The sequence below is a fragment of the Nocardia sp. NPDC005978 genome (assembly GCF_040614455.1).
Lineage (GTDB): Bacteria > Actinomycetota > Actinomycetes > Mycobacteriales > Mycobacteriaceae > Nocardia.
In genome coordinates, this window is record NZ_JBEXUS010000014.1 from 87,447 (window position 1) to 100,523 (window position 13,077).

At 66.7% G+C, this 13,077-nt stretch carries 13 protein-coding genes; 8 read left to right on the top strand and 5 right to left on the bottom strand.

Annotated elements, in window-relative coordinates:
- Positions 1 to 333: 333 nt before the first annotated feature.
- Together ABZ319_RS09370 and ABZ319_RS09375 are read left to right on the top strand one after the other, a co-directional pair.
- On the top strand, positions 334 to 1,224 hold the full coding sequence (locus ABZ319_RS09370; RefSeq protein ID WP_354985864.1) for a helix-turn-helix transcriptional regulator: 891 nt from the start codon (positions 334 to 336) through the stop codon (positions 1,222 to 1,224).
- Entirely contained in the window at positions 1,221 to 1,427 is a 207-nt protein-coding gene (locus ABZ319_RS09375) for a DUF397 domain-containing protein (protein ID WP_354985865.1), read from the top strand. The genes ABZ319_RS09370 and ABZ319_RS09375 overlap by 4 nt, the downstream gene beginning before the upstream one ends.
- Before the next feature lie 703 nt (positions 1,428 to 2,130).
- On the opposite strand, the gene ABZ319_RS09380 is transcribed toward ABZ319_RS09375, so the two are convergent.
- Positions 2,131 to 3,669: a DUF222 domain-containing protein gene (locus ABZ319_RS09380; protein WP_354985866.1), complete on the bottom strand. Its 1,539-nt coding sequence runs from the start codon at positions 3,667 to 3,669 to the stop codon at positions 2,131 to 2,133.
- Between the two features lie 193 nt (positions 3,670 to 3,862).
- On the opposite strand from ABZ319_RS09380, the gene ABZ319_RS09385 reads away from it, so the two are divergent.
- Genes ABZ319_RS09385 through ABZ319_RS09395 form a run of 3 tightly spaced genes read left to right on the top strand, consistent with a single transcriptional unit; the run spans position 3,863 to position 4,815 of the window.
- Positions 3,863 to 4,039: a hypothetical protein gene (locus tag ABZ319_RS09385; protein ID WP_354985867.1), complete on the top strand. Its 177-nt coding sequence runs from the start codon at positions 3,863 to 3,865 to the stop codon at positions 4,037 to 4,039.
- Complete coding sequence (locus ABZ319_RS09390) at positions 4,036 to 4,485, top strand: GNAT family N-acetyltransferase (RefSeq protein WP_354985868.1); 450 nt, start codon at positions 4,036 to 4,038, stop codon at positions 4,483 to 4,485. The genes ABZ319_RS09385 and ABZ319_RS09390 overlap by 4 nt, the downstream gene beginning before the upstream one ends.
- A gap of 60 nt (positions 4,486 to 4,545) precedes the next feature.
- Entirely contained in the window at positions 4,546 to 4,815 is a 270-nt protein-coding gene (locus ABZ319_RS09395) for a hypothetical protein (protein ID WP_354985869.1), read from the top strand.
- 6 nt (positions 4,816 to 4,821) lie between these two features.
- Here ABZ319_RS09395 and ABZ319_RS09400 read toward each other — a convergent pair whose 3' ends face one another.
- Together ABZ319_RS09400 and ABZ319_RS09405 are read right to left on the bottom strand one after the other, a co-directional pair.
- Entirely contained in the window at positions 4,822 to 6,186 is a 1,365-nt protein-coding gene (locus ABZ319_RS09400; protein WP_354985870.1) for a dipeptidase, read from the bottom strand.
- Between the two features lie 80 nt (positions 6,187 to 6,266).
- Entirely contained in the window at positions 6,267 to 7,178 is a 912-nt protein-coding gene (locus ABZ319_RS09405) for a glutaminase (protein ID WP_354985871.1), read from the bottom strand.
- Between the two features lie 134 nt (positions 7,179 to 7,312).
- On the opposite strand from ABZ319_RS09405, the gene ABZ319_RS09410 reads away from it, so the two are divergent.
- Complete coding sequence (locus ABZ319_RS09410) at positions 7,313 to 8,869, top strand: glutamate decarboxylase (protein WP_354985872.1); 1,557 nt, start codon at positions 7,313 to 7,315, stop codon at positions 8,867 to 8,869.
- 295 nt (positions 8,870 to 9,164) lie between these two features.
- Here the strand turns inward: ABZ319_RS09410 and ABZ319_RS09415 are convergent, their stop codons facing one another.
- Complete coding sequence (locus ABZ319_RS09415) at positions 9,165 to 11,363, bottom strand: S9 family peptidase (protein WP_354985873.1); 2,199 nt, start codon at positions 11,361 to 11,363, stop codon at positions 9,165 to 9,167.
- Between the two features lie 107 nt (positions 11,364 to 11,470).
- Here ABZ319_RS09415 and ABZ319_RS09420 point away from each other — a divergent pair, with 107 nt between their 5' ends.
- Positions 11,471 to 12,508 carry a DUF2330 domain-containing protein gene (locus ABZ319_RS09420; RefSeq protein WP_354985874.1) on the top strand — a complete coding sequence of 346 codons (1,038 nt, stop codon included), beginning with the start codon at positions 11,471 to 11,473 and terminating at the stop codon, positions 12,506 to 12,508.
- Positions 12,509 to 12,526: 18 nt separating this feature from the next.
- On the opposite strand, the gene ABZ319_RS09425 is transcribed toward ABZ319_RS09420, so the two are convergent.
- Positions 12,527 to 12,715, bottom strand: a complete 189-nt coding sequence (locus tag ABZ319_RS09425) for a hypothetical protein (RefSeq protein WP_354985875.1) — start codon at positions 12,713 to 12,715, stop codon at positions 12,527 to 12,529.
- Between the two features lie 143 nt (positions 12,716 to 12,858).
- Here ABZ319_RS09425 and ABZ319_RS09430 point away from each other — a divergent pair, with 143 nt between their 5' ends.
- Complete coding sequence (locus ABZ319_RS09430; protein ID WP_354985895.1) at positions 12,859 to 13,053, top strand: DUF397 domain-containing protein; 195 nt, start codon at positions 12,859 to 12,861, stop codon at positions 13,051 to 13,053.
- Positions 13,054 to 13,077: the final 24 nt, after the last annotated feature.

The window sequence follows — 13,077 nt, forward strand, 5'->3', positions numbered from 1 at the left end:
GAAATATCTCTTGGCCGCGCATATTTCCGCGTCGCAAACGGCGTGCGCTCGCTGTCCACCAACTGCCACATCAAGATTCATGACCGGATAGTCCGGCGGATCGTGCCTGGTAGCCATGGTTCATCCCTCGGTTGACGACCGAACCCGATGGACTGTCCACAGCTTCCGCCCATCAGCTAGTCACAAGTAGACGCTTGCAGCTACGTTTTGGAATCTCCAAAGTTCCTTCCTCTCCGCAGAAGTGCGATAATTCCCGCACGGGCGCGCCCAGATTCCACAGCCCCGTGGCGGAGACATCCAAAATTCGATACATCCGATAGTGAGGCTAACGAGATGTTGACTGGATCCACCCTCGCGCGAAGAGCATTGGGACGAGAACTGAAACGACTTCGAGAAGCGAAGGGTCTCTTTCAATCCCAGGGCGGAAAGCTCATTGGTGTTTCACCGCAAACGATCGGGCGGTTGGAAGACGGTCTGCCGACCAAGGTCTCGGATCTCTATATGAACGTTCTGTGCGATGGCTACGAAGCCACCGCGGACGAGCGAAGCGCCATCTTGGAACTGGCGCAGGAGGTCCGCGCCACCCAGAAATCGGGTGGCGGCTGGTGGCGTGCCTACGCCGACGAACTGAACACCGGGTTCGATCATCTACTCGGACTGGAGGAAGCCGCGCGGAAGCTGTCGATCTGGCGCAACCGACTTGTTCCCGGCTTGCTCCAGACGCGGGCGTATCGCAGGACGATCGCATGGACCGAATCTCCGAATATGCCTAGTGCACAAGTGGACAAGCGGGTTGAGATGAACTCCAGCCGACAGAATCGCGTGCACGACCCCGATTTCACGATGGACATACTGTTGTGGGAGTGCGTACTTCGTGACCAGGTCGGCGGCCCCGGCGTGATGGAAGATCAGTTGAACAGTCTTGCAGCAGCGTCGGAGCGCCCGAATCTCTCCATCCGAGTCGTGCCCTTCACCGCCTCCGCGCATCGCGGATCACTCGTGGAATCCTTCACGCTGCTGGAGTTCCCGAAGCTCGCTGCCACCGGAATGATCGAGCCGCCAGTGGTTTTCGTCGAGTGCCTCACCGGCGACCTCTACTTGGAACGCGCCACCGAAGTGCAGCGGTATCGCGACACTTTCGCGGAGATTGCCCGTATAGCGTGGGATCGAGACACATCTAGGCAGTTCATCCTGTCGATAGCCAAGGAGTACGGCGCGCAATGATCGATCCGTTCACGGCCAACTGGTTCAAGAGCTCGTACAGCAGCAGTTCCGGCGGCGAGTGTGTGGAGGCCGCTCACCTCGATGGCATCGTCGCCCTGCGTGATTCGAAGCTCGGGGCGGGGAGTCCTGTTCTTGTGTTCGAGGCGGGAGCTTGGGATGTGTTCACCGCCGCTGTGCGGAGTGGGCGGTTCGATCGGGGCTGAGTCCGGGGAATGCGGGTTCGATTCTTAGCTGCGGATTCGGCTGTACCTGGCTGATCGGGGGGCGTGGATGCGTGGCCTGGTCTCGGACAATCGGAGCGTGGGGCCCTGGTTGCGTTGAGAGACGACTGGATAACGAGAACCAGCGTTGTGCAGTTCGGGCGTCCAGCTGCGGTTGGGTGGCCTACCGCAGGAACAGCAGCCTGGATGACGAGTACCAGCGGGGACCGGTCGGAGAGGCAGGGCGGCGGTTCCAGCCCTGCCGAGGTAGAGCAGCCTGGATAACGGAATACCAGCCGGGGCCGGTTGGGAGCCTCGACGGCGGTACCAGCCCTACCGGGCCGATAAACGTGATCGACCACCGGCGGGGGTACGAGCACGCCTCGAATCGATTACCGCTCACCACAATCACCACCAGAGGCAGTACCAGCATTCAAGCAATGACGGATCTTGTGTTTGTAAGTCTCGAGAAGGTTCCCACGGCCATCCAGCCAGGCCGGGAGGGCGAGTCGGCTCCCAGCTGGGGAGCCGAAGTAGGGTACGGCAGGCGAAGTGACCAGCACTGCCTCGTTGTTCGTGCTTGTTCTCCCGAACCCCGCTGGAACGCGAAGAGTGCGTGTGGGTTCGGGGCTACGTCGGCCACTGGAGTGAATACCGATGGCCGTTTCTTGTTCTTGGCTTTGGACTTTCGGCGTCGCGCTGCGTGTTAGCAGAGTCGCCGCGCCGGGATACCCGGGATCCCCGAGGGACCTCGCACTTGCGGGTGATGACGGAAATTCACCCGAGGTCTGCGAGCCGGGTCGATATGCGGTGGTGGTATCCACCCTGTTTTGCCCGGATGCTCCGAATCTTCGGGCATGACTATCGTTTTCCAGCCGTTCGGGCCAGAGTTGACCTGGGCATGGCAGGCATCGCACGCGAAGGTCAGGTTCTCGATGTCGGTTTCGCCGCCATCGGCCCATTCCTTGATGTGGTGCACGGCCGAGCGGGTCGCTGGGGCATCACATCCGGGGCGGGTGCAGCCGCGTTCGACGGCGGTGAGCGCCAGGCGCTGTTCCGGGGTGGCGAGGCGTTCTCCGCGTGCGAAGTGCAGTGGTCGGCCGTCGGCGTCGATGATGACCAGGTACGGAGTGGCGTTGGCGGCGAGTTCGACCGCGTCCCGGATCGAAAGGGTGCCGCCGGTGGCGGTGGTCGCTTTGCCGGTGCGCTGTTCGAGGTCGTTGATGCTCATCGTGATCACGGTCGAGACCGGCAGTCCACGGTGGTTCCCGAGCCTGGTCGGTCCCATGTCCGGGCGCAGGAACGCGATCACCGCGTCATGATTGCGTTGGGCGGCGGTGCGGTGATCGCGTGTGGCCGCTGCTCGCAGCGCGGCGCGGGCTGCGGCGCGGGCTTGCTCGTCCGTGCTCATCGAGGAATCGACGGTGTCCGCGGCCTCCGCGCTGGAATCGGTGCCGTCGGTTCCGGTGCCGTCGTCAGCGTCGGTATCGATGCCGAGTTCGGCAGCACTCCACGGGCTCTCGGGATCGTCGGGGTTGCACATGCCGGGGCGGGCGAGCTTCTCGAGCACCGGGGAGACTACCGCTTGGAACTGCGGGGTCACCCACCCCGACACCGGAGCCATCCCGTCCGCACGTGGATGCCCGATCGTGAACCCCCGCCGCATCTGCTGATCCCGATGCTCGGTCAAGGACCCATCGGGATCGATGTGCAACAACACCCGAACACCGAGCGTGGTGATCCCCGCCGGATCCCCCTGGCGCGCGTACACCGTCAGGTTCCGCTCGACGAAGTCTTTCGCTTCCGCGTCCGCGCCGGCGGGGATCTGCTTGATCACCTCGTGAATAGCCCGAATGTGGTCGAGGGAGATCTCCCCGGCCCGCTGCGCTTGGGCGACCAACGGCAACACCGGCGGCCGCTCGAACGTACCCTCCGACAACGCCGACAGCAGTTCGGTATTCCGCACCCGTGCCGCGGCGTCACCGTGGGAAAGTCGCAGTGTCTCTTGCAGAAACCGGACCGGGCTCTTCACTCCCGCCCGCGCGGGCAGGTTCCGTGTGCCGCATTCGAGCACGAGTCGTTGTTTCGCGGCATCGAGTTGGCGTGTGATGGTTTCGATGTCCTGCATGAGTTCGATGACCTCGTCATCACTCATCGAATACAGGGGTGCTTCGAGCAGGGTTTCCGCCGCGGCACCGAGTGCGAGTGCACCCTGCGCGGCTGTGGATTCCCCTCCCGAATTCATACCTCCATTCTACGCCTCAATAGCTAGCAGATATAGCTCAATTCGATTGTGATACAACACTTTTCAGACTCGGCATCGATTAACAATCCCCTCACACCCACCTGAATGTTTCGAGACGCAGCGCCCGCCTATCTCCGAAGCCCGCACCAACTTCGAAACGCTCCCCATCCGCGATCCGCATACGATTCCCACCATGTCCCACCCAGCGCGCCGGCAAGCCCCGCTCGGCGAGATCATCACGAAGGTCTCGATCCACGCACCCACCGCCCGGTCGGCTACCGATCCGATCTACTTCGCCGCCGCACAGACCCTGCCGTGCCACGCCCGCGCCGCCCGAACAGACTGGCCGACAGCGGGCCACCACCGATGACATCCACTGAACTGATCAGGCGCGCAAGCATTCAGGACCTACACGAACTGCTCGCAGACCAACCCCGGTACTGGGGCGACCGGGACCTCCGCGCCCAACACCTACCGGTCCTCGTCCGCGAGTTCCCCGAGACCAGCTTGGTCGCGGTGTGCGACAACGAAATACACGGCTACGTACTCGGCTTCGTGACCCCCGCCGCCACCGCCTACGCGCACTTGATCGCCACCCGCGACGACGCCCGCGGCACCGGCCTGGGCCGCCGCCTCTACGCCGCGTTCGCCGACGCGGCCCGCCGACAGGGCGCCGCTCGCCTCAAAGCCATTACCTCCCCCGCCAATGCAGGCTCGATCGCCTTTCACCGCAGCCTCGGGTTCGGTACCGAACTCGTGCCGGACTACAGCGGCCCGGGCCAGGACCGGCTCGTCTTCGGTATGGAGTTGCGGTAATACCCATGGCAGCAACTAAATCCACAGGAGTCGGTGGATGACTGTGGATAAGGTGGCCGCGTGGCGTTTGTGCGCGAGGATTTGCCGTTCGACCCGGACGACCTGACAGCCGACCGACCGAAGCGAACTCCGTTGCCGTTGCTGTCCGCGCTGTCGTTCCTCCTCAGCGCCGCCGCGGTGGTGTCGGTCCCGCTGCTGTGGATTCCCGCGCTCTACATCGCCGGGTTCGGCCACCGACGCAAGGAGGAGCCCGCGAAATACGCGGTGCTGTGCTCCATCCTCGCGCTGGTGGTCGCGATGTTCGCCAAGCCCCTGCTGGCCTCGCTGTAGTCGGGCTCAGGCGTAGGAGGACAGGAACAGGGCCACCGACAGGGCCAGGTTCTCTATCTCCGACGGGTCGACACTCTCGTTGGGGGCGTGGATCAGGCAGGTCGGCTCCTCCACGCCAAGCAGGAGGATCTCGGAGTCGGGATAGGTGGCGGCGAAGACGTTGCATAGGGGGATCGAGCCGCCCTGGCCCTGGGTTGTCGACGGGCGGTCGTAGGCCACGGCCAAGGCTGATTCCAGGGCCGTGCGGGCGGGGCCGCCGGCGGCCGAGCGGAACGGAGCGCCCGTCGCTTCCGGGGTGATCGTGAGTTTGGCGTGCCAGGGGACGTTGGCTTCCAAATGGGCGGTCAGCGCCTTCAGGGCGGACTCCGGATCCGTGCCCGGGGGGATGCGGAGGTTGACCCGGGCCGCGGCCTTCGCCTGGACCGCCGCTGCGGAGCCCACCACGGGCGGGACGTCCATGCCGAGGACGGTCAGGGCGGGGCGGGCCCAGAGCATGTCGGAGACGGTGCCCGAGCCCACGATGTCGACGCCGTCGAGAACGCCCGCGTCCGAACGGAACTGGGCGTCCGGGTACTGGACCCCGTCCCAGGTCTGATCGTTGGCCAGGCCCGCGACGGTGGTGTTGCCGTCGGCGTCGCGCAGGGTCGACAGCAGGTGGATCAGGGCGGCCAGGGCGTCGGGGGCCGCGCCGCCGAACATCCCGGAATGCATGGAGCTCGCCAGGGTTTCGACGGTGAGCACGAGATTCACGTTCCCGCGCAGGGTTTCGGTCAGGGTCGGCACGCCCACCGCGAAATTGCCGCAGTCGCAGATCAACAGGGTGTCGGCGCGCAGGAGGTCGGCGTTGCCGGGGACGAACTCCTCCAGGCCGCCGGTGCCCTGTTCCTCGGAACCCTCCGACACCAGGATCAGGCCCACGGGGTACCCGTCGCCGTGCACCTCGCGCAGGGCGCGCAGCGCGGTCAGCAGCATGACGATGTTGCCCTTGCAGTCGGCGCTGCCGCGGCCGTACCAGCGACCGTCGCGGTCGGTCAGCTCCCAGACCGGGGTATCCCAGGCGGCCTCGTCGACCGGCGGCTGCACGTCGTAGTGGCAGTACAGCAGCACCGTCGGCGCACCGGCCGGCGCCGGGTAGCGGGCGATGACGGCCTTACTGCCGTCGGGGGTTTCGTGCAGGCCCACATCGGTGAGCCCCTCGGCGGCGAAGGCGTCCGCGACCCACCGCGCAGCCCGTTCGCATTCCTCGACGGGGAACTGCCGCGCGTCGTAGACGGACCGGAACGAAACGAGCTCGGTCAGATCGTTTTTCGCCCGCGGCATCAGGCCGCGGGCCGCCGCGCGCAGGGCGGCGGTACGGGAATCGTCGGTCATCCCGGCATTTTCGTCCATCCGCGCGCCGACCGCCGCATCCGCGCGCCCGGCGGGTCCGGACGCCGGGCTCAGAACACGGCTCAGAACACCGAGAGCTTGGACGCCGTCGCGAACTCCCGCAGCGCGATCCCGCCCGTCACCGAATTCCCCTTCGCGTCCAGCCCCGGCCCCCACACCGCCACCGAACACACCTCCGGCACCACCGCCAGAATCCCCCCGCCCACCCCGCTCTTGCACGGCAGCCCGACCTCGTACGCGAATTCCCCTGCCGCGTCATAGGTTCCGCAGGTCGCCATGAGCGCGGTGATGTGCCGGGCGGGTTCGGGGTCGAGCAGCCGGCTGCCGTCCGCGCGCACCCCGTGCCGGGCCACGAGCAGGCCCGCCCGCGCCAGCTCGGCACAGGTGAGCGTGAACGAGCACTGCCGGAAGTAGTGATCCAGCGCCTCGTCCACCCGGCACCGCATGTTGCCGAAACTGGCCATCAGATAGCCCATGGCCCGATTGCGATCCCCGGCGCCGAGTTCGGATTCGGCGATGACGCTGTCGACTTCGAGCGTCGTGTTCCCGGTCTCGGCGCGCAGCAGTTCCCGCAGCGCGGCCAACCCATCGCCGGTATCGGCGAGCAATTGATCCGCTACCACAATGGCGCCGGGGTCGATATACGGATTGCGCGGGAGACCCCGCTCCAGTTCCAGCTCGATCAGATCGTTGAACGGCATCCCGGAGGGCTCACGCCGCACCCGCTTCCAGATGCCGGTGTTCTTGCGCGCGAGCACCAGCGCCAAAGCGAAGACCTTGGAAATACTTTCGATAGCAAAGGGAACGGCATGGTCGCCGCCGTGGAACTCCCGGCCGTCGACCGTCGCCACGCTGATCGCGAACTGCCGGGGATCGACCGAGGCCAGCCCGGGAATGTAGTCCGGGACCGCACCCTCCCCGACGTGTGGCGCTGTCACCGACAGCACCTGTTCTATGACATTCTCATAGTCCATAGCGCTGAATAGTAATCGTTCAGCAACCATCACTTGACGGCGAAACGGGACATTCCACAACGAATTTCGCAGTGGGCGATGAGCATTCGGCAGTCGAGGAAAACCAGCAGTTTCACGCGAAAACTGGAGGTCGAATGAGCGGCACACCGGAACCCGACGATCTGTTCGCGCTGCCGGGGCTGAGCAGAACCGCGCCCAAACACGGATTCCCGGACCGGGAAATGGCCGCGCAGGTCGCCTACGAGGTCGTGCACGGCGAACTGCTGCTCGACGGCGTCTCGCGGATGAACCTGGCCACCTTCTGCACCACCTGGATCGACGACCAGGCCAGACGACTGATGGACGAGTCCCTCGACAAGAACATCGTCGACAAGGACGAGTACCCGCAGACCGCCGAACTCGAGAAGCGCTGCGTGCGGATGATCGCCGACCTGTGGCACGCACCCGACCCGGCCGCCACCCTCGGCACCTCCACCACCGGCTCCAGCGAAGCCGCCATGCTCGGCGGCCTCGCCGCCAAGACCCGCTGGCGCAAACGCGGCGGCACCGGCACCCCCAATTTCGTGTGCGGCCCGGTCCAGGTGTGCTGGGAGAAGTTCGCCCGCTACTTCGACGTGGAGATCCGCCAGATCCCGCTGCGCGGCGACCGGCTCACCATGCATCCCGAGGACGTGGCGGCCTTCTGCGACGAGAACACCATCATGGTCGTCGCCACGTTCGGGCAGACCTTCACCGGACTGTTCGAGGACGTCGCCGGCATCAGCAAGGCCCTGGACGCGCTGGAGCGCAAGACCGGCCTGGACATCCCGCTGCACGTGGACGCGGCCAGCGGCGGCTTCCTCGCGCCCTTCGCCGCACCGGATCTGGTGTGGGACTTCCGGTTGCCGCGCGTGCGGTCCATCAACGCCTCGGGCCACAAGACGGGACTCGCGCCGCTGGGCGCGGGCTGGGCCATGTGGCGCACCCCTGCGGATCTGCCCAAGGAACTCATCTTCAACGTCGACTACCTCGGCGGCAGCATGGCCACCTTCAACCTGAACTTCTCCCGCCCCGGCGGTCAGGTCATCACCCAGTACTACGAGTTCATCCGCCTGGGCCGCACCGGCTACACCCGGTTGCAGGAGTCGATCTACGGTGTCGCACGGCATCTCGCGGCCGGGCTGGACCGCATCGGCCCCTTCCAGCTGATCCACGACGGTGATCCGCTGCGCGGCATCACCGCGGTGTGCTGGCGGCTGCGCGGCGAGCAGGTCTTCAACCTGTACGACCTGTCCGATCGGCTGCGTTCGCGCGGCTGGCTGATCGCCGCCTATCCCCTGCCCGCCGACCGCGGCGACGAGACCATCATGCGCGCGGTCATCCGGCACGGCTTCACCGTCGATATGGCCGATCTGCTGCTGGCCGACGTCGCCCGCTGCCTCACCCAGCTCCGGGCGCACCCCATGGCGACCTCGCTGACCAGCGCGGAGGCGGGCGGCTTCACGCACAGCGCCCACGCCGCGGTCCCGCTGCCACGCACACCCGCGCTGCACGTGCTGCCGGAATCGTCCGGGGGCACGGCGAAGTCGAAGGCCGCAGCGGCGAAACCGGCTGCCGCGAAACCGAAGTCGGCGGCGGCGAAGTCGAAGACGGCCGCTGCCAAGCCGAAGCCGGGCAGCAAGCCCACGCCGGGAAAGGGTAAAGGCAAGTGAGGTAACGCGGCCGTCCCGGATGCAGCCCGCGGAGCGGCGGCGAGCGACAGCACCGAGGCTCGACACGAACCGCGCGGGCCCGGTCGCGGGGTTATCCGCCGGCGTCGGGATACCCGCCCGGCTTCAAAGAAGCTCGGCGCACGGCGCGCCGCCAGGCCGTGGATCTGCTCTTCGAGGCCGGGCGGGGTAATCCCGCAGGCATCGGGATACCGGAACCACGCATCGAATCTCGGTAGAGCCGAAGGGGTTTGCGGATCGAAATCCGCAAACCCCTTCGCGCCGTTCGGAACCGGGATCAGCTCGCGGCGGCAGCCTCCGCACCGGCCGGCTCGACCTCGCCGAGCCCCACGGTGTCCAGCACCCACGCCCACTCGAAGGCGATTTCCTTCCACTGCTCGTACCGGCCGCTGGGGCCGCCGTGCCCGGAGGTCATGTCGGTCTTGAGCAGCAGCTGCGAATCACCGGTCTTGGTGGCCCGCAGGGCCGACACCCATTTGGCCGGCTCGACGTACAGCACGCGGGTGTCGTTCAGACCGGTCATGGCCAGGATCGCCGGGTAGTCCTTGGCCTCGACGTTCTCGTACGGGGAGTAGGACTTCATGTAGGCGTAGACCTCCTTGTCGTCCAAGGGGTTTCCCCACTCCTCCCATTCCGCGGCCGTCAGCGGGAGCGAGGCGTCCAGCATCGAGGTCAGCGGATCGACGAACGGCACGTTGGTGAGGATGCCCTTGAACAGCTCCGGCGCGAGGTTCGCGACCGCGCCCATGAGCAGCCCGCCCGCGCTGCCGCCGTCGGCGATCAGCCGGTCCGGCGCGGTCAGCCCGGAATCGATGAGATGCCGTGCGCAGGAGACGAAGTCGGTGAAGGTGTTCTTCTTGGTGAGCATCTTGCCGTTGTCGTACCAGAGCCGGCCCATCTCGCCGCCGCCACGCACGTGCGCGACCGCGAACACCATGCCGCGATCGAGCAGCGAGAGCCGCGCCACCGACAGGTACGCGTCGATGCTGGACTCGTAGGAGCCGTAGCCGTAGAGCAGCAACGGTTTCGGGCCCGCCGGGACGTCCTTGCGCTGCACGATCGAGATCGGCACGCGGGTGCCGTCCTGTGCGACCGCCCATTCCCGGCGCTGCTCGTACTCGGCCGGATCGTAGTGGCCCAGCACCTTCTGTTCCTTGCGCAGGATCAGCTCGCCGGTGCCGGGCACGTAGTCGAAGACCTGGGCGGGGGTGATGAAGGACTGCACACCCATCCGCAGGGTCGGGGTCTCCCATTCGGAGTTGACGCTCAGGCCCGAGGCGGACAGCGTCAGCCCGAAGTCGACCTCGGTCAGTTCGCCGAAGCCGCCCTCGGATGTCAACGGCCACACCGCGACTCGCGGCAGCGCCTCGCGGCGGTAGCTCAGCACCAGCTTGTCGGAGAAGGCGTCGACATCCTCGAGCCGAACTTCCTTGCGGTGCGGAATCAGGATCGTCTGGTTCTCCGGGTCGTCCCACGGCGCGATGGCGAGCAGGAAGTTCTCCGACTTCACCCCGTCGACCACGTCGTTGTGCAGGATCAGCGCCTTGTCCTGACCGCCGATGATCGCGTGCTCGGCCGCGTAGGAGACGCCCTCGCGGCGCGGCAGCAGCACCCGGAACTCGCCCGCGGGGTTGTCCGACTCCAGGATCAGCATCTCGCTGGTCAGCTTGGAATCGACGCCGATCACCAGGAACTTCTTGGAGCGGGTGCTGCCGACCCCGACCCCGAAGCGCTGATCCGCCTCGAAGTACACCTTGACGTCGTCGTCCTTGCCGGTGCCGAGCCGGTGCCGCCACACGCTGTCCGGCCGCCACGACTCGTCGACGGTCACGTAGAACACGTGCGTGCCGTCGACCGACCAGGTCGCGCCGCCCGCGGTCCCGGGAATCTCGTCGGGCAGGATTTCCCCGGTCCCGAGGTTCTTGAACCGCAGCGTGTACCGCTCGTCGCCCTCGAAGTCGGTGCTGAAGGCCAGCAGATCACCGGCGTGATTCACCGAGTGCGCACCCAGCGAGAAGTAGTCGTGGCCCTCGGCCAGCTCGTTCAGATCCAGCAGAACCTGCTCGCCCGGGATCTCGACGCCGACCTCGAGCTCGGGCGGCGTCCAGTCGTCCGGGCCCGCGATGGGGCAGCGGCAGGACACGGCGTACTGCTTGCCCTCGAAGGTCCGCGAGTAGTACCAGAACTCGCCCTTGCGGCTCGGCAGCGACAGGTCGGTCTCCTGCGTGCGCGCCTTGACCTCCGCGAAGATCTTCTCGCGCAACGGCGCCAGATGCGCGGTCTGTGCGTCGGTGTAGGCGTTCTCGGCCTTCAGGTACTCGATGACCTCGGGATTGTCCTTGTCCCGCAGCCACTCGTACTCGTCGATGAACACGTCACCGTGGTGCTCGCGCTGGGTCGGGACCCGCTTGGCGATCGGCGCGGTCACCGCCGCGCCGGGATTCGAGGTCGCGCTGTCGCTGCTGTCCAAAGCCATGCGTCCACGTTAGTGGTGCACCCCCGCACCCCACCGCCGACCCGCATCACCCGCTCCCGCATTCGAGTCCAAGGAAACCGCAAGGTCCCCTGACTAGGCTCCCCGCCATGTTCTCGAGTAAGGCCGCGCGCCTGGTCGCGGTGGCGGCGATGATCGTGACCGCGGGCGGAATCGGCTTGGCCGCACCGGCTTCCGCCTGCGCCTGCGGCGGGGTGGCCGCACCCGCCGGCGCGACCGCGACGGTGGGCAACGAGGTCGCCCTGCTGGGCTGGGACGGCACGACCGAAACCATCGTGATGCAACTGGCACTGCAGAGCGGCGGAGATCACGCGGCGCTCATCGTGCCCACGCCCGCACCGGCCACCGTCACCGCGGCCGACGCCGCGGTGTTCACCGAGCTGCGCGAACGCACCGCGCCGGAGGTGGTGACGAAACACCGCTGGTTCGAGGAGACCGCAGACGGCTCGATGGGCGGCGCGCCGGGACGGGCCGCGCCGACGGTGCTGGACCGGGTGCAACTGGGTCCGCTGGAGGCGACCACCCTCACCGGGGGCGACGTCTCCGGCATCCAGGCGTGGCTGGACGAGAACGGGTATGTGATGCGGGCCGAGGTCGTCGCGACCATGGCCCCGTACCTGGCCGAGGGCTGGTCGTTCGTGGCCATGCGGCTCACCGGGACCGCCACGCTGAGCGGGGACCTGGATCCGGTACGGCTGAGTTTCCCCGCCGACCGGCTCGTCTACCCCATGCGCATGTCGTCCGCCGCGACGAGCGCCCAGACCGTGCGGCTCTACGTGTTGGGTGAGCACCGGGTCCAGCGCTCGGATCCGGATCGTGGAAAACAGCAGGTGAACGTCGAATTCGCCGGGCGGGTCACCGAACTCGACGACCCGGCGCTGCGGGAACTCGCCGCGAACGGCCGCGACTACCTGACCGAACTGTCGGTCGTCATACCGAAGCCTGCCGAGATCACCTCGGACTTCACGCTCACCGCCACCGAGGACAAGGACTACCGGCGGGTCGTACACCGCACCGAAACGCTCGAATTCCTGGGATTCCCCGCCGGTTCGGCCGCGCTGGCGGCCGGGCTGCTGGTGACCGTGGGGGTGTTGCTGGCCGTGGTGGTGCGGGTGGCCCGCCGCTGAGCCGGTGTCCCGGCGGGGTCAGCGGCGCAGTTCGCGGTGCTCGTAGAGGTAGAAGACCGCCGATTTTCGGCGGGCGCACTGATCGGTGGGGCAGGATTGGTGAATCCCCAGAATGCTCTGTGCCATCTCCACCGTGAACCGTTCCGGGACGACATCACAGCTGTCGGAGATGGGGGCAGCGCGCTGGTGTGACCAAGACGTACGCACCACATACCTCCTTTCGCGGACACAGAATGGAATATCCGATCCGACAGCTCCGCAAACACTGGCATCATGAGTGCGATCTACATCACCGACCAGTACCCGCAGCCAGGTAGGGGGCCCCGCAGGTGGAAGCCAAGAACCGCGAGATCGAGCCGGACGTCGTATGGCGGCGCAGCGACGATCGCACCGAGGGCGTCGAAATCGCCTTCCTGGCAAGCGGAAACATCGGTCTGCGCGATTCTCGCAATCCGGACGGACCGGTGCTGATCTTCACCCCGGGCGAGTGGAAAGCCTTCGTGGCCGGGGCCAAGGACGGCGAATTCAACCGTCCCACCGCCTGATTCGTCCCGATTCGCGGCCGCTGG

Bases quoted from the DNA above. Each gene is read 5' to 3' on its own strand.
- ABZ319_RS09370 (WP_354985864.1), top strand. From the start codon at position 334: ATGTTGACTGGATCCACCCTCGCGCGAAGAGCATTGGGACGAGAACTG.
- ABZ319_RS09375 (WP_354985865.1), top strand. From the start codon at position 1,221: ATGATCGATCCGTTCACGGCCAACTGGTTCAAGAGCTCGTACAGCAGC.
- ABZ319_RS09380 (WP_354985866.1), bottom strand. From the start codon at position 3,669: ATGAATTCGGGAGGGGAATCCACAGCCGCGCAGGGTGCACTCGCACTC.
- ABZ319_RS09385 (WP_354985867.1), top strand. From the start codon at position 3,863: ATGTCCCACCCAGCGCGCCGGCAAGCCCCGCTCGGCGAGATCATCACG.
- ABZ319_RS09390 (WP_354985868.1), top strand. From the start codon at position 4,036: ATGACATCCACTGAACTGATCAGGCGCGCAAGCATTCAGGACCTACAC.
- ABZ319_RS09400 (WP_354985870.1), bottom strand. From the start codon at position 6,186: ATGACCGACGATTCCCGTACCGCCGCCCTGCGCGCGGCGGCCCGCGGC.
- ABZ319_RS09405 (WP_354985871.1), bottom strand. From the start codon at position 7,178: ATGGACTATGAGAATGTCATAGAACAGGTGCTGTCGGTGACAGCGCCA.
- ABZ319_RS09410 (WP_354985872.1), top strand. From the start codon at position 7,313: ATGAGCGGCACACCGGAACCCGACGATCTGTTCGCGCTGCCGGGGCTG.
- ABZ319_RS09415 (WP_354985873.1), bottom strand. From the start codon at position 11,363: ATGGCTTTGGACAGCAGCGACAGCGCGACCTCGAATCCCGGCGCGGCG.
- ABZ319_RS09420 (WP_354985874.1), top strand. From the start codon at position 11,471: ATGTTCTCGAGTAAGGCCGCGCGCCTGGTCGCGGTGGCGGCGATGATC.